Raw genomic sequence first — 20,413 nt, forward strand, 5'->3', positions numbered from 1 at the left:
ATTTCATATTAAGAAGCTATTCCCACGGGGATGTAGAGGATGGCAACTAAACATTTGCCTTTTGGCAACGTGGCCGGTTATGCTCGCGTCACTGTGACCCGATGAAATGATTGCACCCCATGAAACTCCGCCTCCTGCTTGCCATCCCCATGCTGCTCGCCGCGCAGGGCGCCCACGCGCAAGACCGCACGGCCGATCCTCTGGCGCCGCTGGCGCAATGCATCAACCGCAGCCAGTTCCAGTTCAAAACGCAGGACCGCTTGCCGGCCAGCGCGACCACGCGCGTTGTCAAGATGGCGGCGGGGGAGCGCCGGGTCTCGACGGCCGACGGCTACCGGCTGATGCTGTTCCGCAAGAGCAGCCAGCCCTTCGCGAATCTGAAGATCGAACGCAGCGCCGCAGGCCAGTTTGCCGCCGACCGCGAGACCATCGTGGCGCAAATGCAGGAGATGTCGGCCGGCAGCAGGCCGCCACATCAGGTGCCGCTGGAAACGGACGCGCGCCAGGGCGTGGAAGTGCTAGGATTGAATAACGCCGGCATCGCGGAGACACCGGGCATTATCAGTTTTTATACGCTGCTGCATGCCGCCAGCGGCACGGTCGCCAGCGCCTACGTGCTGAACCAGCCGGCCGACCCGCGCGACTTTGCCACGGACGCCCAATACCAGGCCTTGCGCGACCAATTCATTGCTTCGCTTGCCAACTGCCTGGCCGATCCTGCGCAGTAAGACAAGCGCACAGGAAGGAGACGTGAACCATGAAAAAAGCCGCAACAAGTACGCCGCCCGCCGAGGAAGCGGCAGGCACCGAATCGGCCGCCAGCCTGATCGATGCGAAAATCGCCTCGCTGGCGGACTGGCGCGGCAAGACCCTGGCCGCCGTGCGCGCACTGATCCACCAGGCGGACCCGGACGTGGTCGAGGAAGTCAAATGGCGCGGCGTGCCCGTCTGGTCGCATGCGGGCATGATTTGCACGGGCGAAACCTATAAACTGGCCGTGAAACTCACCTTCGCCAAGGGCGCCGCTTTGCCGGATCCGGCCGGCCTGTTCAATTCCAGCCTGGACGGCAACACGCGCCGGGCCATCGACATCCACGAAGGCGAGCATCTCGATGCCGCGGCGTTCAAGGCGCTGATACGCGCCGCCTTGGCCGCAAATACGGCGCCCAAACCAAAGCGAACGAATACTTGAGACATTATCTGTATATCTGGCACGACCCGGCCGCGCGCATGCTGGTCGCTTCCGGCATCGAATTCAACGATGTCATCCCCGCGCTCCTGGACGCGGACGGCATCGTGCTGCGCAGGGGCAGCGCCGGGACGGCCGGGAAACCCGCCGCCTGGCAGGCCTTGGCGCGGCAGCAGCTGCCAGCCCTGGCCCGGGAAGACCTGCATGCCTGCGGCAGCCACGCCTGGGCCGATTACCATGGCGCGCCGCCGGCCCCCGGCGATGCGGACGTGGCCGCGATACTCGGCCACCGTGGCGCACTCGGGCCGCCTGCCGCCTTGCGCAGCCGCTTTCTCGCCTTTGCCCACGACGACGGCTGGTACCTGAAACTGCTGTATGCGGCATGGAACGATGTGGCGCAGCTTCTCGCCAGCGCCATCCCGCCAGCGCTGGGCGCGCTCGACGTGGACGCGCTGCAGCGGGGAAGCGATGCCTACTGGCTGCAGGACGGCGCGGTCCAGGCCGAGCTGAAAACCCACGATATCGACAGCGTGCTGAACCGCCGCTTGTAACGAATGAACAACGCGCCAGCCATGTGCCTGATTCGTCCCTTCACCAGCGCGGATACGCAGTCCTGCACCGCCATCCTGGCCTTGGCCGGGCGCGGCGCCTTCGGCCCTGTCGCCGGTAGCGCCGCATTCACGGCCGCGACGCAGGGCGAAGCCATCCTCGTTGCCGAACGCGATGGCATCGTCACCGGCTTTGCCGCCGTGCATACGGGCGACGCACCCGAGTACTTCCTGCACCACCTGTACGTGCACCCGGCGCACAGCGGACGGGGCATCGGCACGCAGCTGCTGGCCGCCGTGGTGGCGCGTTTCGGCCCCCATCTGAGCCTGAAGACGCAGCTGGCCAATACGGGTGCGCGGCGCTTGTATGCGCGCGCAGGCTGGGTCGAGGACGATGGCGACGGCGGGGTGGACGCCAAGGGCGCGTGGATACGCGTGCGTTACCAGGCCGGGGCGCCCGTGCAATGAAAGTCCCGGCGCGATGGACCCGGCCCGCATGGCGCCAGGCGCCCGCATCCGGGGGCATTACCGGCCGAGCGACCCGGCCGATACCGCCGTGTTCCTTGCCGGCCTCGATTTCCTCGATTATTTCGGCGCCGGCCTGGCGCTCGTCCTGTTCCGTTCAGCCAGGGCAGATGCTGATACCGGGTGCATAGGCAAAGACCTGTTCGCAGACGGGCGGCGATGCCTGTCAGGATGCCCTTGTTACCATGCAGACGGGTTCAAGCATCGCGTTTTTCCTTGTTTTGCAGCGCCAGGCGCGCGGCCATCCCGGCATTGTCGCGCAGCAAGGCATCGCGTTCCAGCGCCAGCGCTTCGGCGCGCTGCTGCGCCGCCTCGGTATTTTCCGCCAGCATGTCAAGCTGCCTGTCCTGCGCGGCCAGCGCCACCCTGGCGTCGTTCAGCGCCAGCAAGGCCGTGTCCAGCTTGGCCAGCAGGGCGTCTGCCGAGGCGGCCGCCTGCAAATATTGAAATTCAAACTGGTCGCGCTCGGGACGCACGGTGGCCAGTGCCTCGCGGTCGGCGGCCGCTTCATCAGCCAGACGCGTGTGCTCGACCTGCAGCTGCGCCAGGCGCATGTCCTGCTGCACCAGGGTCGCTTGCTGGCCTTGTAGCCGCTGCTGCAGCTGCGCATTGTCCTGCTCGAGACGGCTGATCCGTTGCTGTGCCTGGGCCCGCTCCTCGCTGCGCTGGGCGGCGGCCGCTTCCTGGTAATGGTCGAACTGCGAGCGAACCTGCGCCAGCTGGCGGTTCAGGGCGGCGATTTCCTCGCCCCGGTCGGCCAGGCGCTGCGTCAGGCCCGCGTTGTCGCTGTGCAAGGTGGCCAGGGTGACGGCGCGGAAATGGTGTTCTTCCTTCAGCTGCGCCAGCGCCTGCTGCGTGGCGCGCAATTCCTGGGTGAGGGCGGCGCGCGCCTCGGTCAGTTTCAAGCGTTCGCTTTCCGTTTTCTTCAGTGTTTCCAGCGCCGCATCGCGTTCCGCGCGGTGTTCCCGCATGCCCGTTTCCAGCTGCTGCGCCACATCGCGCTGCTGCTTGTCATAGACACCGCGCATCGCTTCCATCAATTCGGCCGGCAAGCCTGACTCCGTTTTCACGGCGCCCGCGCCCTGGAACTCTTCCTTCCAGCGCTTGAGCAGGGGCGCGATGGTGCTCTTGCTGCCCGTGCTGCCCAGCGCTTCGCGCACATTGTCGACCGTGGGATTACGCCCATCGGCAGCGACGATTTGGGCTGCTTTCATAACATCAGAGTACAGAATGCCGGTGCGGGCCATGAAATCACCTATGAGCGAAATTTAGTAACGTATTACATGATACGTAATATCAAATAATATTACGATATAAATTTTGATAGTTCTTGAAAAATATAAAGCACGATAAGATCGCTTATCGCGTGTTATAGGGGTGTTTGGCATGCTATTCTGTGTGTCTCCCAGTACAAAACCGTGATTTCGCCGCCGCCATGCCCGATTTGCCCCTCCCGAAACGCCGTGTTGGCGTGCCCAAAAGCGCCGCCTTGGCTCCCGTGCCGTTACGCGGCGCCCTCGTCGATGCCGAGCTGGCCGCGCGCCACCAGGCGTTTCTCGCCGCCGCCACGTCCGACAACACGCGCCGCACCTACCGTTCCGCCATTCGCCACTTCCAGGCCTGGGGCGGGGCGCTGCCTGCCGACGAGTCCACCATCATCCGCTACCTGATGGCGTATGCGGACAGCCTGAACGCGCGCACCCTGGCCCTGCGCCTGACGGCCCTGTCACAATGGCATGTGTATCAGGGCTTTGCCGACCCCGCGTCCACGCCCACCGTGCGCAAGACCCTGGCGGGTATCGCGCGCCTGCACGGCAAGCCGAAAAAGAAGGCGAGGGCGCTGCCCCTGGAAGACATGGAACTGATCGTCGCCAGGCTGGCCGCCCTGGGCACCAACAAGGCCTTGCGCGACAGCGCCTTGCTGCAACTGGGCTTTTTTGGCGGATTCCGCCGCAGCGAACTGGTGGGTTTAAAGCTGGAAGACGTGCGCTGGGAGCCGCAAGGCCTGGTGATCACCTTGCCCCGCTCGAAAACGGATCAACTGGGGGAGGGCATCGTCAAGGCGATCCCGTTCGGCGACGGCGTCTGCTGCCCGGCCACGGCCCTGCGCGCCTGGCTGGGCGTGGCGGGCATCGCCAGCGGTCCGCTCTTGCGCACCGTCAACCAGTGGGGCCATGTGGGAGGAAAGGGATTGCACGCGAGCAGCATCAACACGATATTGGAAGGCTGCGCCCGGCTGGCCGGGCTCGATTACGTGCCGGAACTATCGAGCCACAGCCTGCGCCGCGGCATGGCCACCAGCGCCCACCGGGCCGGCGCCGATTTCCAGGCCATCAAGCGCCAGGGCGGCTGGCGCCACGACGGCACCGTGCATGGCTATATAGAAGAGGCGGGGCGCTTCGAGGAAAATGCGGCCGGGAGTTTGTTGAAGGGGAAGAGGAAGCCGGTGGGGTGAGGGTGCCCGGCAAGACCTTGCAGCGTACATGTTCATTTCACATTCAACTGATGACATACCCTAGTAAATACAGGAGGACGGTAAGGACTGTCAGTATCAAGAGTCTGCTCAGTTTTTTAGATGTAGTAACGCCGGGTCGTGCGCTAACCCATCCCGTCACCGTAAAAATTAACGATGGGCCAAGAATATAGGCTACAAGCGCGGCAGTGACCCACCAAGACACCGAACACGGTCCTATTTCATAGCAAGCTCTGGAGTCGTGGTGTAACAGCTTGATATGAAACCTGAACGACATGTGACTGCCGGCGAACATCGCAGCCCAGGTTGTTAGCAGCCCAATAATGAGAAACCCCACCGACAGGCAAATACGTTTCACTTGACCTCCCAAAACAGGATGAGTCTCGCGTTGCTCAAGTCCGAGTAACCAATCGAGGTGCCGGGAATATGGACACTTGATACGCCAATTCTTCGGCCCACCACCGCGATGAAACCTTCAGCGCCGGAAACCGTCATTCGCTTGCCATTCCAAAGGTCAATATGGCCTCCGCTTGCGCTAGCAGGCGCTTCCCCGCCGCGCGTCCAGTATGCATGAAACATGATGATGCCGGTACGCTCCTTGACCTTCGATTCCCAATCCTTGCCAGTGATGTCCTCGGGCTTCTTTGGCAAGCCGCAAAACGGCTGGAGCTTGAGCCATTCGCCCAGTTCGTAGGCCCGTGCGGCAGCAGGAGAACCGTTCAACATGACGCGTCCCAATACCTGTGTGCCTGGCATCGGCTTGACGGTTTTTTGCGAGAAGGAAAGCATTTTGATTCCTGTCTTGTGAAAAGTCGCGCTCATGCGTAAGGCGCACTGATTACTATAGTCCCCCCTGTCTCCTTCCCCTGGCTTGTATGGAGCGCCAGTAACATAGTTTTCCCAAAGGTCGGCGAATTTGACGACGGGCACGTCAATCTTGCACACAGACTCCTTCGTGGTGTTGGTCCTGATCTTCGCGTGTTGCTTGAGCGCCGCCGCCATCAGCCGATCTCTTCCATTTTAGCCAAGGCAACGTCGCCCCAGTAGACGGTGTATTCCTCTTCGTTATACGTTTCCACGCGCGGCAGTATACCTTCCATCGTCGCGCGGCCAGAAAGGTGACGTCCGTCCTTTATTTCGACAAAATACGGAACGCCATCGATTCCGTCGGCGTTAAGCTGCGGCTGTTCGTCATAGCTCTCGGATGCATCCAAGGTTGTAGCGCGCGCGTTTTCAGGCAAAGCACCGGGCGCTAATTGCGCTGCGGCTCCTGCAATCGCGACGCTAGAAGAGCACTCTGCTACACGCCCGGCGCCGGTGCTCCATTCCACTGTGTCGGAGAATTGGGAGGCGATAAGAACGGCGCCACACGAGGTTTTCATTCCAGCGACCGCTACACCTCGGCCATAGAGCGACGTTGTCGTCACACCTTCGGCGATCGGAAATACACCTTTGCACTTTGGACAGTGCACCTTGTGACCCAAGTAGGAGATCGGCTTGCCCATGCACAGGTCGAGCGGGGATCCTTCCAATACGGTGCCGCCATGGGATGTGGTGTCGCCCTGTCTGATTATCTCTGGCATGTCGTGCTTTCTGGAGAGGATGAAGTCTAATGCATTGCATTAATTGCAATGCCAGATCGCATCTCATCAAAAATGCGATGTCGAGGGCCGGAATGGCTCAGTGTATAGCGACATTGCTTATTTTGCAAGTAATGGACAAACAAGCGGCTTTACGCAGCGTTCCAGGACAAAGGCTTGATGAAGTAGATGCGCTCCCTGGCCTGATTGCCAAAGTACGCCACGGCGTGTATCCAATAGGCATTGCGAATCAGAAAGCGCAGCATGACAGGTGCCGATTTCCAGGGCGGCTGGCGCCACGACGGCACCGTGCATGGCTATATAGAAGAGGCGGGCCGCTTCGAGGAAAATGCGGCCGGGAGTTTGTTGAAGGGGAAGAAGAAGCCGGTGGGGTGAGGGTGTCCGGCAAGACCTTGCGGCGCGCCTTCAGCAGGTAATGGAAGGCCTGATGATAATCATGGGTGCTGCTGCTTGTAGAGAAGCCAGGTGAATACTGCCATGATCAGCAGAGAGAATAGGGCGCTGATGAACAGTATTCGTTGTGCGCGGGGCTGTCCAATCACGATCCCCAAGAGTCCAGCCCATGCGATTGGCAAGATCGCATAGATGACGACTGACACGATTTTTAGCAGTTTGGAGCATGATTCGCGACACACGTTGGTCTTTGCAGCGACCTCAACCGCATGAGGCACCATATCGAAGGCGATACCAACCAGGAACCCGAGGACAATAAAGACGATCTTTTTGGCCAGCATTTGACCTCAAAGAAAAGGATTCATTTCGAACTCCGAAGGCGAGACCTGGGCGACAGAAGCCATTTCAAACTCCATACTTGTTGTGAACAGCGGATTTAAGCTCAGCCTGCGGCAAGCCTCCTCGCCGCCAAAATTCAAAAAAATACTCCAGTGTTTCGGCAGGGGCGCCAATATCCATGGGATGCAAGACGCAGATGGCAGTTCTTATTTTTAAAACATCTGGCTCGTCCGATTGATCGCGTCCTTCGATTGCCCGCCAGAGGCGTACACGCTCAGCAATGACTTCCTCAGCCGTCGCCGCACCGGTGATGTACCGATTCGCCACAGCGGCGACTGACTTAGCAGCCTCAGGCAATTGTGAGGTCACCCTTTCTATCGCCTCAATCATGAATCGCTGCGCTAACAATTGTTCTGCAGGGTCATCCAGGTCCACCGCAGATGCAATAGCATCAAATAGTCTCTTCTTCAACATTTGCATTAAGTTTCAGTGATGGTTCGATGCCCACATCGGGGCCTCTTCGATAGTGGCGAGGTTTGAAAAGTGGCGCGTCAGATCATTATTTGATCCCCGAACGCTATTCTCGTCACGGCACTTCCCGAGCGCCACCCGGCGGCCTGCCGATGACGCGCTTAAAGGCACGACTGAACGCCGCTTGAGATGTATAGCCAAGGCGTCGGGCAACGACGTCGATGGACACTCTTTCGTGAGTGAGCAATTGTCTGGCAAGACGCATCCGCAGTTCCGTGGCATACCGTAGGGGCGGCATTCCGATGGTGGTTTGAAAGCGTCGTGCGAAGACAGAGCGAGAGACATGGGACTCCGCAGCCAACTGTGCAACTGTCCATTCCCGTCCTGGCTGGCGGTGCAGCGCCAATATGGCAAGAGCGAGGCGCGGATCACGCAATGCGGCAAGGAGGCCGGAGGCGTTTTCACAACCGCATTCAATCCAGCCGCGCACGATCATTGCTGCCGCAACCTCTGCCAGTCGAGCCAGAATGCCCGCAAAGCCAATACGACCGGCGCAGATTTCACGCTTCATTGAATCAAGCACAGGCAGTAAGCCAGGATAGCCTTGCGCTTGCGTGTCGGCCACCATGACGGTTGGCATCAACTTACCGACCCCCTGCATCCCGCCGAGATCGAATTCCATGCAGCCGTAAAAAATAACGGCACTGGGCACGGAGGCCGTACTGGGACATGTGTCTACTCCGCTAACGGCTTCACCCAGGGGCGCGGCATCGAATTTTTCGATGTCCTGAAATGCAATGCCCGCATCCGACAGCAGCTGGTGCCTCCTGCCGTGCGGCATGAACGCGGCGCTACCGGCGGACAGCTTATGCAACTCGCCATCATCCGTGCATATGTAGGCTGTGCCAACAGCCACGAAGTGGAAGTAGGCGTGGCCTGGCTTGTCTTCAAAGCCCATGCCGAAAGTGGGACCGGTCTGAATGCGCCGGTACTGGACGCCACGCAGGCGCATACCCGTCAACAGTTCACTGACGAGACTAGAGGACAGGAAAACTGCTTTCTTCTTGGTCATTTCAGGAGTTTCGATCAAAACATCAAGACTTGTCATCATAGATCATCCTGGACTTTAGCTCTAGACTTTCGACTCTGATCGTTTTAGGAATTTTAGAGATGAACAATGATGTTTTAAGTAACCGGCAAACGCCCGACGCGAGCGATGCCTCTGTTGTAGAGCCAGCGGCGGCGGCATGGATGGCAGTGTTTTCACTGGCCATGGGAGTTTTCGGCCTCCTGACGGCGGAGTATCTGCCAGCCAGCCTATTGACCCCGATGGCCTTCGATCTTGGTGTGTCGGAGGCGCTAGCTGGTCAGGCAGTGACGGTGACGGCCGTCGTGGCCATGTTCGCCGGACTTTCGGTGCCGCGCCTGACGCGTCATTTTGACCGACGTGTCGTCCTGTTGGCTTTCACAGTGCTGATGATCGCGTCGAACTTGCTGGTGGCGTTATCGTCAAGCCTGACAGTTCTGTTGGTGATGCGCATACTGCTGGGCGTCGCGTTGGGAGGCTTTTGGAGCATGGCGGCAGCCGTGGCTATGCGACTGGTGCCAGCAAGGTCAGTGCCGCGAGCGCTATCCATCATATTCAGCGGTATCGCCATCGGGACGGTTGTCTCCGTACCGCTGGGCAGCTACTTGGGGGGGATATATGGCTGGCGCAGTGCATTTATAGCCGCCGCAGCTGTCGGAGGGCTAACACTTTTGTTTCAATTGTTCACACTGCCCCGTATGGCGCCGCGCACGATGACGCGCACCACGTCGGTACTGGGATTGCTGCGTCGCCCGGGGATTGGGATCGGGATGTTGGGCTGTGTCCTTGCCCATACGGGGCAATACGCATTGTTCACCTATATTCGCCCCGCTCTTGAAAGTGTTGCCCATATTGATGTAAACAGTCTGTCTCTGATGCTCCTGGGTTTTGGTGTCGCCAACTTCATTGGCACGCTGCTGGCCGGCTGGCTCATGGAGCGTAGCCTGCGTGCCACTTTAGTGCTCATGCCTGCGCTGGTGGGCCTCGCGGCATTCGGCATGATCTTGCTGCCAGTCCAGGGAACCAGCCTGATGTTTTTGGTGGCTCTGTGGGGGCTGGCGTTCGGCGGCGTACCTGTCGCCTGGTCCAATTGGGTGGCTCGTGCTGTCCCGGATCAGGCGGAGACGGCTGGCGGCATGGTCGTCGCTGCGGTGCAATCTTCCATCGCTGCCGGCGCTGCATTGGGTGGCATGATGTTCGGGTTTGGTGGCGTCACAGGCGTTTTCATTATTGCTGGCGTTGTGATGCTGTTTGCTGCTCTCCTCATCGCTTTGAAAGTTCAAGTCGAATTGCCACAGGACGGCGCGACGGGTGCCCCAGTGCTGCACATTTGACTTTTTTGGTCACTTCAGGATGCTTGTATGGCGAAGAAGATGGAAAGCCTTTAAACGATAGCTGACTTTCCATTATTGGGTAAGCTGACATCTCGAACCGAGTTGTCTCAACGTGTCAGCAAATGAGGAACGTATGCCTGGCCAATCCGTGATTGAACTGCGCCGCTGGTCGAATTCGGGTATCGAGCACTTGCCAGGCTTCTTCGATGTTGCCAATATGGATCACGCGGCCGCTTGCTCCCGCGGACGGATGATCATGCAGGTGGCCGTCGCGTGCGCGTACACCTTGCCGGCTTCGTCGCGGATCGTGCCTTCGGAAATGACCAGGTTGCGTCCCGCATTGATGACTTTGCCTTCGGCGTAGACCGTCACGTTGAAGGGCAGGGGACGGCACATCTTGATGTTCAGGTCCGTCGTGCCGTAGCTTTCGCCGGCCGGCAAGACCGTATGCGTGGCGCAGCCCGTGACCGTGTCGAGCACGGTGGCGGCGAAACCGCCGTGCACGCCGCCCATGGGATTCGTGTGGTTTTCATTCGCCGTGGCCGTGAAGATGACTCTGCCGTGCTCGATCGTGTGCGCATCCATGGGCATGGTCTTGGAAATGCCGGGCCGGGGGAACAGGCCTTGCGCGAAAGCTTGCATCAGTTGCAAGCCGGTCATGTCTTTCGGGTGCATGGGTAACTCCTGTGGTGGTGATGTGGGGATGAGTCAGACGTCCTGCGCAAAACGCAGGCGCGAGGCGTGCAGCAGGAAGCGGGCGACGATGGCCAGCTCTTCCTCGCTGAAACCGGCTTTCAGTTGTTCGTTCAGGCTGTCGAGCAGGGGGAGGGCGGCCGCCAGCACCTCGCCGCCCTTGGCCGACATGTGCAGGGTGCCGGCGCGCGCATCGAGCGCCGACTGGCCGCGCACGATCAGGCCGTTTTCTTCCATGCGCGCCACCAGGCCTGTCACGGCCGAGTTTTTCAGCTGCAGCGCCCGTCCCAGATCCTTCAATTGGCAGCCTTCTTCTCCCTTCAGGGCGAACAGGGCGACCACTTGCGTGCCGGAAAACCCCAGTTCGCTGGTGAAGACGGCATCGGCCGAGCGGAACAGGTTCTGGCGCGCCAGGTTGAGCAGATTGAACAGGCGCGGCGAACGCTCGCCCAGCGGGCAGGCGGCGGCATCGGGAAGGTCGGACTGGGGAGGGATATTGGTACGCATGCGAAGTATACTACTACGTATGCGTAATAAATCAAGCGACTATTGCTAGTCGCGCTGGTGCCGCCCCACGTAGCGGGCGCGTGGCCGTATCAGTGCCGCGCTGGCGGCTTGCTCGGCGGCATGCGCGATCCAGCCGGCCGAGCGGGCCAGCGCAAACACGCTCATTCCGGCGCCCTCGGGCCAGCCGAACGCCAGTTCCATCGCGGCCAGCGCCAGGTCGGCATTCGGACGGGCATCGAGCAGCTGGCCCGCCGACGCGCAAACGGCCAGGATGGCGGCCAGTGGCGGATACCCGGGCGACAGCGCCGACATGCTTCCCAGCAGATACGCGGCGCGCGGGTCGCCGTCTGGATACAGCGGGTGGCCAAAACCGGCGAATTCCGGCGCGACGGTCTGGTAATAGGCGACGATGGCGGCCCCCGCATCCGGTGCGGCCAGCGCCTGCGCCAACATGCGCCGGGCAGACGCGCTGCCGCCGCCGTGCTTGTCGCCGGACAAGGCCGCCAGCCCGGCCATCAGCGCGGCGGGCAGGCTGGCGCCCGTCGAGGCGACGCAGCGCACGGCAAAAGTCGACGCATTCAATTCGTGGTCGGCCAGCAGCACGAGGGCCGCGCGCAGCAGTTCCGTTTGCTCCGCATCGGCTTGCCACGCCCGGGCCAGCTGCCGGTGCAGCGGCAGTGCGGACGGCGTCGTATGCATCAGGGCGGCGGCCAGCAGGCGCATCAGGGCCGGGCCGGATTGCAGCATGTCCGCTGACACGGGCATGGATGACAGCATGGCCATGGCCAGCATGGCGCGCGCCAGCGGCGGCGCTTCAGGTGCGCAGGCCAGCCCGTGCGGCAGGACAGGGATGTCTTGCTGAAAATAGTCGTTCAGGCCATCGTCCCACAACAGGCCGGCGGTCGCTTCCAGCGTCGCGGACTCGGCCAATGCCGTCGCATCGCACCCCCGGTACAGCAAGCGTCCATCGAGAATGTGGGAAATCCGCGTTTCGAGTACGGGCAAGCCCCAGTGCATGGCGGCCACGGCCGTCTGGCCGCCCCGTTTGGCGTCGTTCTTGCGCGCCGCCAGGCGCAGCACGTCTTCCCGCGGATAGCGCTTGCGGCGCGATGCACCATTGCTGACGGAGGCCAGCAAGCCCCGGCTCACATAGGAATACAGGGTGGGCAGGCTGACGTTCAAGAGGCGCGCCGCGTCAGGAGCGGAGAGATCGTTGTTCATGGCGGCGATTGTATCTTTATATTGATTGATGGAATCAAGATTGACGGGCCGGGCGGCGTGTCACTAGACTCATGCCTTTCCAGGAGTCTCCATGAGCATATTTACCATTCGCACCCTGCGCCCCGACGATGCCGCGCCGCTGCTGGCCTTCGAGCAAGCCAACCGGGCCTGGTTCGAGCGCCATATCGACCGGCGCCCCGACGATTTTTACAGCATCGATGGCGTGCAGGCGCACGTCGCGCAATTCCTGGACGAGCACGCACAAGGCCGCATGCACCCCTGCGTCATCGTCGACGAGCACGGCGAGCTGATCGGCCGCGCCAACCTCAAGGATATCGACGGGCAGACGCAAACGGCCGAAGTGGGCTACCGCATCGGGCAGCAGCAGGCGGGCAAGGGCCTGGCCACGGCCGCGCTGCGCCACCTGATTGACTTGGCGCAAGACGAATGGCAGCTGGCCAGCCTGTGCGCCTACGCCATCGACGGCAATGCGGCATCGATCCGCGTGCTCGAGCGCTGCGGTTTCGTGCAGGGATTGGCCGTGCCCGATATTGCCCTGGTGGCAGGGAAGGCCGTCGATGGCCATGCTTATGCGCTGGATTTGCGGCGGCTGGGGTAGACTCTGACTTGTGATAAATAAGCAAAGTTGGCAGAGATGAATCATGAAGACCCAAAACGCATCGTCGTCATCGGCGCCGGCATCGTCGGTGCGTCGCTCGCCTACCACCTGGCCAGCAAGGGCGCACAAGTCACCGTGCTCGAGGCGGGCGGCATCGCGTCCGGCGTGACGGGCACCTCGTTTGCGTGGATTAACACGTCCTGCGCGGGGATTGATTCCATTGCGGCCCTGCGCGGCGACGCCATCGCCGCCTGGCGCCAGCTGGAAACGCAGGTGCCGGGCTTGACGGTACGCTGGCATGGCGCCTTGTCGTATGGCACGCAGGATGGGCGCGTGTCGCCCGAGTCCGTATTGATAGACCGCTCGCGCATCGCCCTGCTTGAACCGCAACTGCGGCAGCCGCCGGAACAAGCGCTGTACGAGCCGGAGCAGGGCGCCCTCGATGCCGTTGCCGCGACGCACGCCTTGCTGGCGGCGGCCGACGCGCTCGGTGCGACGGTCCGCACGCATACGCCCGTGCTGGGCTTTGCAACCGAGGACGCGCAGGTGACGGGCGTGGAAACGGCTGCGGGCCTCATCGAGGCTGATATGGTCGTGCTGGCGGCAGGCACGGGCACGGCCAAACTGGCCGCGCAGCTGGGAGTTGACTTGCCGATTATCGCCTCGCCCGCCATCTTCCTGCGCTACCAGGCGCCGCCCGGCCTCGTGCGCGCGATTATTTCCAGTCATGCAATGGAAGTGCGGCAAGCCGAGGACGGGACCATGCTGGCAGCGGAAGATTACGTGGACGACGCGCCGGATAACCAGCCCGCCGCCATGGCGCTACACACGGCCAGCGCGATACGGGAAGAACTGGAGGGGGCGGAGGCCATCGCGCCGGAATTCGCCTGCATCGGCCTGCGGCCCATGCCGCTTGACGGCGTACCCGTCATCGGCTATCTGCCAAATATCAAAGGGGGGTACGTATGCGCCATGCATCCGGGCGTGGTGCTGGCGGCCATCGTGGGCCAGCTGGCCAGCGGGGAAATCGTCACTGGCGAGCCAGCGCCGGCCCTGGAGGCTTGCCGGCCCGCACGTTTCCTGGCGTGCTGATTCTTAAGGCACCCGGGCCACGAACACGGGCAGGACGAATGGCGCCGGCTCCAGCTCATCGCCTTCCTCCGAAGGGGCCTGCATGAAATCCTCGTTGCGCCAGTCCCCGTTCACCACGCGCTCGGCGATCAGCGCCAGATCCTGCGTTTCGCGCAGCGCGCAGCGAAACGGCAGCCGCCCATGCGAGCGCGACACCAGGCTGAACCGCAACTGGCGGCATTGCGCGTCGTGCCAGCAATACAACAGCATATCCTCGCCAGCGAGGGCGCTACGGCGCGCCGCAATCACCTCACCGATGAACTCGACGATATCGGCCGCATGAATCTGCGGCGTTTCCTCGTCCTTGGGCGAAAAGCTCCACATATTGGTCCTGGCTTCGTGATTGATGTCGTCGGGATCGATCTCCACGGCATCGTCTTTTGCCATGGCGAGCCAGTTGCTGAGCACCGTTGATAGCGTCATGTCAATCTTTCTATTTTCGTGCGTGCAAGCGGCTCGCCAGCCATGCGGTGGCGGCGTAGCCACTCATCGGCAACATCGCCCATGGTTTTCACGGCGCCGTCGCGTATCCAGGCCATGAAATCGCGCTGGAACGTAAATTGCGGTCCGCATTGGGCAAGCAGGAAGCGCCTGACGTTCTGCGTATTCCTGTAGTGCGCATCAACGACAGTGTGGCGGGAAATAGTGCCGCCGTGCCAATCGAATTCCATGCTGTATTCCCTTGAATGGCCAGAGCGTGCCATTCTAGATCATGGGCAACAGTTCGGCGACTGTCCTGCTGTCTCACCCCCTCGGCCCATCCGCCAACAACTCCGCCAGCCTGTGCGTCAGCCACAAACTCGTCTCGCTCAGCTTCTTTCCGTGAATCGATAGCCGCCGCACCGGCAGGCGCGACAAGGCCAGTGCAGGGCAGGGTACTTCCTGCAAGTAGCCCTTGTAGTTGTCGTAATTGGCGATATTCAAGGGCAAAATCGCCCAGCCCAGTTCGTCCGCGACCATTTCCGCGATGCTGTAGAAGCTGTCGGAAAACCAGACGGCGGGGCTGAACGCGTGTTCGCGGTTCAGTTCGGAATCCATGATCAGCTGGCGGTAGCGGGTCAGTTCGTTGCGGCTCACTTCCTGGCCGTGCGCCATCGGGTGGCCCTTGGCCACGAACACGCCTTGCGCCACGCTGCCGATGTGCTGCTGTTCCAGCACGGGAGAAATCGGGCCGCGGTCGAAGTGGAAGGCCACGTCCGCTTGCTGCTGCTCCACGTATTGCGCCACCTCGGACGCCGTGGCGTTGAGCATCACCAGTTCCAGCGCCGGATAGCGCGCCGCCAGTTCCTTGACCAGGGTGCCGATGGCCAGGTAGGGCAGGGCTTCGTCCAGGGCCAGGGTCAGCTGCGCTTCGGGCGCTTCGCTCAGCAGCTGGGCGCGCAGCTGCAAGCGCTCGGCCTGGCGCAGCAGTTCGCACGCTTCCAGATGCATGACCTTGCCCGCCTCCGTCAGCACGGCGCTGCGGCGCGAACGGTCGAACAGTTCCACGCCGAATTCCGCTTCCAGCAGCCCGATCGAGGTGCTGACCACCGATTGCGCGCGGCCCAGCCGGCGCGCCGCGCCCGAGAAAGAACCGGCCGCGACAGCCGCTTCGAAGTAGCGCATTTGTTCTAAAGTCCATTGCATGGCATCAACCCATCTGTTTTACAGATGGATTTTAACTTGAATGCCATTCAGGGGCGACATAAAATGCTTTTACTAATTCAATAACACGAGATCCGCCATGAAAAACGCCCAAGCCCATACCCCCGCCATCAACTTTGCCTGGTGTCACGACGCCAGCGCCGAAGATGCGCTGTGCAAGTTATATCTTGACAACGTCAGCGCCGACTATATCTCCCATTCGGAGCTGCAGGGCGAGCGGGCCGACGCCCCCGGCAACTGGCGTGCGGACTTGCCTGAAGTCATACGCGGCGAAATCCGCGCCGCCCTGTCGCACGACTGGGCGCATGGCGATTCGACCCTGTTGGCCGTCGCCACCGCCGGTGACGCCATCGTCGGCATGGCTCTCGTTTCCATCGACACGCGCCAGCGCGCCTCGAAATCGTTCGCCGCGCTGGACGACCTGGTCTTGCTGCCTTCCGTACGCGGCAGCGGCATCGGCAGTTTGCTGGTGGAGTGGGTGGCAAGCGAATTGCGCAGCCACGGCATCGCCCGCTTGTTCCTCGAATGCGGCGCGCACAACCTGACGGCGCAACAATTCTTCCAGGGCCGCGGCTTCAAGCAAGTGTCCGTCGTCATGCTGCGCGAACTCGACGCAACCACAACGAGTGCCGCCGTGGATGACAAGGATGGCGACCGTGGCTGACGCCCGCCGCCCCCGACAAGGCCAGGCCCGTGGCAGCCTGGAACGTAAATATTTGCGCAGCACCAGATTTATCCAAACCGATAGTTGTTAAATAATACATGAGTTGTTTATGCATCCAATGAAAAAATGGCTGACGCTGGCCATCGTCTCCAGCGCCCTGTTCCTGATCGTGGTCGACATGACCGTGCTCTACACCGCCTTGCCCGCGCTGACGCGCGACTTGCAGGCCACTTCCTCGCAAAAATTGTGGATCATCAACGTCTACGCGCTGGTCGTCTCCGGTCTGCTGCCCGGCCTCGGCACCCTCGGTGACCGTCTGAGCCACAAACCCGTTTTCCTCGCCGGCCTGGCCGTGTTCGGCATCGCCTCGCTGTGCGCCGCGTTTTCGCCGGCCGCAGAATGGCTGATCTTTGCCCGCGTGCTGCTGGCCATCGGCGCCGCACTGATGATGCCGGCCACCTTGTCCATCATCCGCCTGACGTTTACGGACAACCGCGAGCGCTCGTTCGCCATCGGCGTGTGGGCGGCGATCGCCTCCGGCGGCGCCGCGTTCGGCCCCGTGCTTGGTGGTTTCCTGATGGAACATTACTGGTGGGGTTCCGTCTTCCTGATTAACGTGCCCATCGTCCTGCTGACCCTGGTGCTGGCCACCATCGTGCTGCCGAAGCGGGCCGGTAACCGCGACAAGCCGTGGGACTTGAAGGGCTCGCTGCAAGTCATGATGGGTCTGCTTGGTGGCGTGTATGCGATCAAGGAACTGGGCAAGTCGCAGCCGTCGTATGCGCTGGCTGCCGCCTCGTTCGCCGTGGGCGCCTTCTTCATGCTGAAGTTCGTGCGTCGCCAGAAGCGCCAGGCCAAGCCGCTGATCGACTTCGCCCTGTTCCGCGAACTGCCGTTCTCCAGCGCAGTGGCCGCCGCCATGGTGGCGTCCGCCGCCCTGATCGGCATGGAACTGGCGCTGAGCCAGCACATGCAGCTGGTGCGGGAATTGTCGCCGCTGGAAGCGGGCTTGTTGCTGTTGCCGCTGCCGCTGGCGTCCGTGTTTGCCGGCCCGTTGACGGGTTTCATGCTGCCGCGTGCCGACAAGGCCAAGGTCCTGTGGGGTTCGCTGCTGCTGTCCGGCATCGGCATGGCCTCGTATCTGGTCCTGCATGACGCCGCCGTCTCGGCGCAAGTGGCCAGCCTGGTGATCCTGGGCCTGGGCCTGGGCGCCGTCATGACGGCCGCCTCGAGCGCCGTGATGCTCAACGTGGCGCCGCAACAGGCCGGCATGGCCGCCTCGATCGAGGAAGTGTCGTACGAGCTGGGCGCCGTGATCGGCGTGACGGTGCTGGGCACCATCATGTCTGCCGTCTACAGCGCCACCCTGGTGATCCCGGAAAGCGCGGGCCTGCTGCCGAACGCCCATGACACCTTGGATGCGGCGCTGCTGGCCGCCGAGCAATTGCCGGCCGAACTGGGCTTGCAAGTGTCGGAACTGGCCCGTTCGGCCTTCGACAAGGCATTTATTGTCGTGTTGGCAACGGCTTCCGCTATCCTGATGGTGGCCGCCGCCGCCATCCGCCACCTGCATCTGCGGGCGCGCCGCGCCGCCTGATTGCCCCCTTGGGGCCAGGGAAAATGCTGGCGCCGCCATGAGCGGCGGCGCCGGCACGATTCGGTTTTAGACGAACGGTCAGACGCAAAACAGTAGGATCAGACACAAACTAATAGAATTGACACGAGTGAGCCTGGCGGCCATGGGAACGGTCGCTATCTGCCCCCAAAGCAGACTATCGAGAAAGGGCTGCGGCAGATAGAATTTCCTCGTCCGTCCAATTGCGCGATAACCAAATTGTGAGTGCCGCACCCGACAAATGCCACCAGCTCATGCCCTTATGTCGCTGATGGCTCAAAAGATAGTTGGAGGCAAGCCGCCAGACGATTAGCTGGTCAGGAGATGCGCTTGGGGCTTTTTTGACTAGTAGCGTAATTGCAAGCGAATATGGGCTCATTGCTTTAATGCGCGGCACACCGTCTCCACGGGCACTTTTCCATATAAGTGCTTGCTGTTCTTTGGATACAAGGTGCAATGGCTTTTCAGGAAGGCCGTCTATTCCGCTGAGACCAAGCCAATACAGGCCAAGTGGGAATGCCAAAATTAGCGTGGCTGTAATGCAAAGGACTATAGTTATAAAGTAGCGAACTCGATGCATACAAACCTAACATAAAATGTAATGCGTTAATCGTACATACTTGCTGAGCGACTGCTTCTGGCCGGTTGCCGTCGTTGGCAGGTTGCGCCCCTAAGCGGACGGTCGAACTGTGGCCAATCGTGGTTGCGCATTGATGAATAGAACCAGATCACGAACCGTATTTACCCTCCCGTAGAAAGGGTTGTTTTCGGTCTCATCGAGCGAGTATCCCGACCGCGCGGCAATGTCCGCCAACAAGTCCTCGATGTCGTCAGAATCCATGTGCAAGTCGTCTAGGAGTATGTCTGACGCGCGCACTGGGAAGGCCGGGATGTATGACTTCATCAGTCGCTGGATCTCCTGATGTGCTGCACGAATGACCCAAGTATCCACATGCCTAGTAGAGAAACTCCGTGCAAACGTACATATGGATTCCTCGTCACGGATGCTGCACATCGCTTCGAATCTGCGCTTTTCCTGTTTGTTGATGACGGTCAGATAAGCACAAAGCGCAAGGAGCAGAAACGCTGTGATGCACCGCGCGACGTTCGACAAGGAATAGACAAAATACCCAAATCCCATCAACAAAGCTCCCAGCAGCCATACCCACGAGAAGCCTTTCTCGCTTCGATGTGGAACAAGTCTTGACGGAGAACGCATAATATTCACCTTGTCGATAGGTTTAGCGAAGGTCCGCTTCTGGCCGGTTGCCGTCGTTGGCAGGTTGCGCCCCAAAGCCGACACTCATAATTTCTAGATATTTTCCTCGATATCGTCTTGCGTCGGGTAATGCGAGACTGCTAGCCCCAGTCCTAGTTCAGCAACATGCTGCACGAACGTAGACGAAAAATAGCTGGTTTGAGTTACAAATCCTGGCCGTGTCGACACTGCAAAATCCAATGTTGCGTTCGCGACACCTGCAGCCGACACAAGTATGGAAATTGCGTTGTAATTCGTCGCCAGATACAAGTCAGCATCGATGATTTGACGTGCAAAATCTTCAATTCCGGCATCACTAACATCGAAATTAGCACCTGAATCAGTATGGAATCGGCCCTTCAAAAATCGCTCGTCTCCCTTTCGCCAAGTAACGATGGGGATTAAATTTTGCCTTTGAAGCAGAGCATCGATATCAAGATGCTCACCGGACACGCTCAACACGCAGGACATCGCTATCTCCATTTCATGAATGACCGGAAGTGGCCGATTGACGGCCGCACCTCAGTTTTTTATACCGGAGAATGCGCCACATTCAGTGCATCGCCCGAGCGAATAATTGTCGCATACTCACCATCTAGATTAGCAAGCGCCATCGCGTGAACCTCGTCGGCACAACGCGCTACCCCGTTGAAGTCGGTTTTCGCATATGCATACGTACCATCTGATACAACGAAGGTTTTGAAGCCTAGATTGCCTGCGGTCCGCGCTGTACTCTCCACGGAATTATTGGTGCTTACTCCGACGATGACGATACTTGATTCTCCGCGCGCATGAAGCCAGCGGTCAAGACCGGTGTTGATGAAGGCATCCGGCACATTCTTCTCGACCACATGCTCATGCGCCAATGGCGACAACTTCGGTTGAAACTCTACACCAGGTTGGCCGGGCCAAAACGGCGAACTGGGCGTTCTAGAGATGTGGCGAACGTGAACCACTGGCGCTTTTCGAAGCCGCCAATCCCTCAGAAGCCTAGCAATCGTGTCCTCTGCTTGGTGATTATTCCGAACCTCAGCTTTAGGCCAAGTCATTCCAACTTGCATGTCAATGATTAAAAGGGTCGTCATATAAATTGTAGGATTT

At 60.7% G+C, this 20,413-nt stretch carries 25 protein-coding genes; 11 read left to right on the forward strand and 14 right to left on the reverse strand.

Annotation, left to right across the window (positions count from 1 at the left end; all coding sequences use genetic code 11):
• Window positions 1-119 precede the first annotated feature (119 nt).
• The 4 genes from ACQ4WQ_RS10635 to ACQ4WQ_RS10650 are packed head-to-tail and all read left to right on the forward strand — an operon-like array spanning window position 120 to window position 2,205.
• Window positions 120-728 (forward strand): hypothetical protein, encoded by a 609-nt coding sequence (locus ACQ4WQ_RS10635; RefSeq protein WP_436496837.1) that lies wholly within the window; start codon window positions 120-122, stop codon window positions 726-728.
• A 29-nt stretch (window positions 729-757) separates the two neighbouring features.
• A complete protein-coding gene (locus ACQ4WQ_RS10640; RefSeq protein WP_436496839.1) occupies window positions 758-1,192 on the forward strand; it encodes a DUF1801 domain-containing protein in 435 nt (144 codons plus the stop codon).
• Complete coding sequence (locus ACQ4WQ_RS10645; protein WP_436496841.1) at window positions 1,189-1,740, forward strand: hypothetical protein; 552 nt, start codon at window positions 1,189-1,191, stop codon at window positions 1,738-1,740. Before ACQ4WQ_RS10640 ends, ACQ4WQ_RS10645 begins: the two co-directional genes overlap by 4 nt.
• 3 nt (window positions 1,741-1,743) lie before the next feature.
• Window positions 1,744-2,205, forward strand: a complete 462-nt coding sequence (locus ACQ4WQ_RS10650; RefSeq protein ID WP_436496843.1) for a GNAT family N-acetyltransferase — start codon at window positions 1,744-1,746, stop codon at window positions 2,203-2,205.
• A gap of 254 nt (window positions 2,206-2,459) precedes the next feature.
• On the opposite strand, the gene ACQ4WQ_RS10655 is transcribed toward ACQ4WQ_RS10650, so the two are convergent.
• Window positions 2,460-3,476, reverse strand: a complete 1,017-nt coding sequence (locus ACQ4WQ_RS10655; protein WP_436496845.1) for a DNA-binding protein — start codon at window positions 3,474-3,476, stop codon at window positions 2,460-2,462.
• Window positions 3,477-3,697: 221 nt separating this feature from the next.
• Here ACQ4WQ_RS10655 and ACQ4WQ_RS10660 point away from each other — a divergent pair, with 221 nt between their 5' ends.
• Window positions 3,698-4,717, forward strand: coding sequence for a site-specific integrase (locus ACQ4WQ_RS10660; protein ID WP_436496847.1), 1,020 nt, complete (start codon window positions 3,698-3,700; stop codon window positions 4,715-4,717).
• A gap of 372 nt (window positions 4,718-5,089) precedes the next feature.
• On the opposite strand, the gene ACQ4WQ_RS10665 is transcribed toward ACQ4WQ_RS10660, so the two are convergent.
• Both ACQ4WQ_RS10665 and ACQ4WQ_RS10670 read right to left on the reverse strand, forming a co-directional pair.
• A complete protein-coding gene (locus tag ACQ4WQ_RS10665; RefSeq protein ID WP_436496849.1) occupies window positions 5,090-5,737 on the reverse strand; it encodes a T6SS effector amidase Tae4 family protein in 648 nt (215 codons plus the stop codon).
• Complete coding sequence (locus ACQ4WQ_RS10670; RefSeq protein WP_436496851.1) at window positions 5,737-6,318, reverse strand: PAAR domain-containing protein; 582 nt, start codon at window positions 6,316-6,318, stop codon at window positions 5,737-5,739. The genes ACQ4WQ_RS10665 and ACQ4WQ_RS10670 overlap by 1 nt, the downstream gene beginning before the upstream one ends.
• A 261-nt stretch (window positions 6,319-6,579) precedes the next feature.
• Here ACQ4WQ_RS10670 and ACQ4WQ_RS10675 point away from each other — a divergent pair, with 261 nt between their 5' ends.
• The gene (locus ACQ4WQ_RS10675) at window positions 6,580-6,711 is read left to right on the forward strand and encodes a hypothetical protein (protein ID WP_436496853.1); all 132 of its coding nucleotides are present in this window, start codon (window positions 6,580-6,582) and stop codon (window positions 6,709-6,711) included.
• A gap of 59 nt (window positions 6,712-6,770) precedes the next feature.
• Here the strand turns inward: ACQ4WQ_RS10675 and ACQ4WQ_RS10680 are convergent, their stop codons facing one another.
• The 3 genes from ACQ4WQ_RS10680 to ACQ4WQ_RS10690 all read right to left on the reverse strand — a co-directional run bounded on the left by ACQ4WQ_RS10680 (window position 6,771) and on the right by ACQ4WQ_RS10690 (window position 8,647).
• Window positions 6,771-7,070, reverse strand: coding sequence for a hypothetical protein (locus ACQ4WQ_RS10680; RefSeq protein WP_436496855.1), 300 nt, complete (start codon window positions 7,068-7,070; stop codon window positions 6,771-6,773).
• A 64-nt stretch (window positions 7,071-7,134) separates the two neighbouring features.
• Window positions 7,135-7,548 carry a hypothetical protein gene (locus ACQ4WQ_RS10685; RefSeq protein WP_436496857.1) on the reverse strand — a complete coding sequence of 138 codons (414 nt, stop codon included), beginning with the start codon at window positions 7,546-7,548 and terminating at the stop codon, window positions 7,135-7,137.
• Window positions 7,549-7,654: 106 nt separating this feature from the next.
• On the reverse strand, window positions 7,655-8,647 hold the full coding sequence (locus ACQ4WQ_RS10690; protein WP_436497399.1) for a cupin domain-containing protein: 993 nt from the start codon (window positions 8,645-8,647) through the stop codon (window positions 7,655-7,657).
• A 62-nt stretch (window positions 8,648-8,709) separates the two neighbouring features.
• Between ACQ4WQ_RS10690 and ACQ4WQ_RS10695 the strand changes: the two genes are divergently transcribed.
• Window positions 8,710-9,960: an MFS transporter gene (locus tag ACQ4WQ_RS10695; RefSeq protein ID WP_436496859.1), complete on the forward strand. Its 1,251-nt coding sequence runs from the start codon at window positions 8,710-8,712 to the stop codon at window positions 9,958-9,960.
• 222 nt (window positions 9,961-10,182) lie between these two features.
• On the opposite strand, the gene ACQ4WQ_RS10700 is transcribed toward ACQ4WQ_RS10695, so the two are convergent.
• The 3 genes from ACQ4WQ_RS10700 to ACQ4WQ_RS10710 are packed head-to-tail and all read right to left on the reverse strand — an operon-like array spanning window position 10,183 to window position 12,381.
• A complete protein-coding gene (locus tag ACQ4WQ_RS10700) occupies window positions 10,183-10,635 on the reverse strand; it encodes a PaaI family thioesterase (RefSeq protein ID WP_436496861.1) in 453 nt (150 codons plus the stop codon).
• Between the two features lie 33 nt (window positions 10,636-10,668).
• Window positions 10,669-11,160 carry a MarR family winged helix-turn-helix transcriptional regulator gene (locus tag ACQ4WQ_RS10705; protein WP_436496863.1) on the reverse strand — a complete coding sequence of 164 codons (492 nt, stop codon included), beginning with the start codon at window positions 11,158-11,160 and terminating at the stop codon, window positions 10,669-10,671.
• A 45-nt stretch (window positions 11,161-11,205) separates the two neighbouring features.
• Window positions 11,206-12,381 (reverse strand): citrate synthase, encoded by a 1,176-nt coding sequence (locus ACQ4WQ_RS10710; protein ID WP_436496865.1) that lies wholly within the window; start codon window positions 12,379-12,381, stop codon window positions 11,206-11,208.
• Window positions 12,382-12,472: 91 nt separating this feature from the next.
• Between ACQ4WQ_RS10710 and ACQ4WQ_RS10715 the strand changes: the two genes are divergently transcribed.
• Both ACQ4WQ_RS10715 and ACQ4WQ_RS10720 read left to right on the forward strand, forming a co-directional pair.
• A complete protein-coding gene (locus ACQ4WQ_RS10715) occupies window positions 12,473-13,000 on the forward strand; it encodes a GNAT family N-acetyltransferase (protein ID WP_436496867.1) in 528 nt (175 codons plus the stop codon).
• A 36-nt stretch (window positions 13,001-13,036) separates the two neighbouring features.
• On the forward strand, window positions 13,037-14,092 hold the full coding sequence (locus tag ACQ4WQ_RS10720) for an NAD(P)/FAD-dependent oxidoreductase (RefSeq protein ID WP_436496869.1): 1,056 nt from the start codon (window positions 13,037-13,039) through the stop codon (window positions 14,090-14,092).
• A 3-nt stretch (window positions 14,093-14,095) separates the two neighbouring features.
• Here the strand turns inward: ACQ4WQ_RS10720 and ACQ4WQ_RS10725 are convergent, their stop codons facing one another.
• The 3 genes from ACQ4WQ_RS10725 to ACQ4WQ_RS10735 form a co-directional block, all read right to left on the reverse strand.
• Complete coding sequence (locus ACQ4WQ_RS10725) at window positions 14,096-14,554, reverse strand: hypothetical protein (RefSeq protein ID WP_436496871.1); 459 nt, start codon at window positions 14,552-14,554, stop codon at window positions 14,096-14,098.
• Complete coding sequence (locus ACQ4WQ_RS10730; RefSeq protein WP_326459333.1) at window positions 14,551-14,802, reverse strand: DUF6434 domain-containing protein; 252 nt, start codon at window positions 14,800-14,802, stop codon at window positions 14,551-14,553. The genes ACQ4WQ_RS10725 and ACQ4WQ_RS10730 overlap by 4 nt, the downstream gene beginning before the upstream one ends.
• A gap of 73 nt (window positions 14,803-14,875) precedes the next feature.
• Window positions 14,876-15,757, reverse strand: a complete 882-nt coding sequence (locus ACQ4WQ_RS10735; protein ID WP_326459334.1) for a LysR family transcriptional regulator — start codon at window positions 15,755-15,757, stop codon at window positions 14,876-14,878.
• Between the two features lie 97 nt (window positions 15,758-15,854).
• On the opposite strand from ACQ4WQ_RS10735, the gene ACQ4WQ_RS10740 reads away from it, so the two are divergent.
• Together ACQ4WQ_RS10740 and ACQ4WQ_RS10745 are read left to right on the forward strand one after the other, a co-directional pair.
• A complete protein-coding gene (locus tag ACQ4WQ_RS10740; RefSeq protein ID WP_436496873.1) occupies window positions 15,855-16,439 on the forward strand; it encodes a GNAT family N-acetyltransferase in 585 nt (194 codons plus the stop codon).
• Window positions 16,440-16,548: 109 nt separating this feature from the next.
• The gene (locus tag ACQ4WQ_RS10745) at window positions 16,549-18,036 is read left to right on the forward strand and encodes an MFS transporter (RefSeq protein WP_436496875.1); all 1,488 of its coding nucleotides are present in this window, start codon (window positions 16,549-16,551) and stop codon (window positions 18,034-18,036) included.
• 1,330 nt (window positions 18,037-19,366) lie between these two features.
• On the opposite strand, the gene ACQ4WQ_RS10750 is transcribed toward ACQ4WQ_RS10745, so the two are convergent.
• Window positions 19,367-19,783, reverse strand: coding sequence for a hypothetical protein (locus tag ACQ4WQ_RS10750; RefSeq protein ID WP_436496877.1), 417 nt, complete (start codon window positions 19,781-19,783; stop codon window positions 19,367-19,369).
• A gap of 59 nt (window positions 19,784-19,842) precedes the next feature.
• Entirely contained in the window at window positions 19,843-20,397 is a 555-nt protein-coding gene (locus ACQ4WQ_RS10755; RefSeq protein WP_436496879.1) for a cysteine hydrolase family protein, read from the reverse strand.
• Between the last annotated feature and the right edge of the window lie 16 nt (window positions 20,398-20,413).

The organism is Janthinobacterium goodfellowi, assembly GCF_051380695.1.
GTDB lineage: Bacteria > Pseudomonadota > Gammaproteobacteria > Burkholderiales > Burkholderiaceae_D > Janthinobacterium.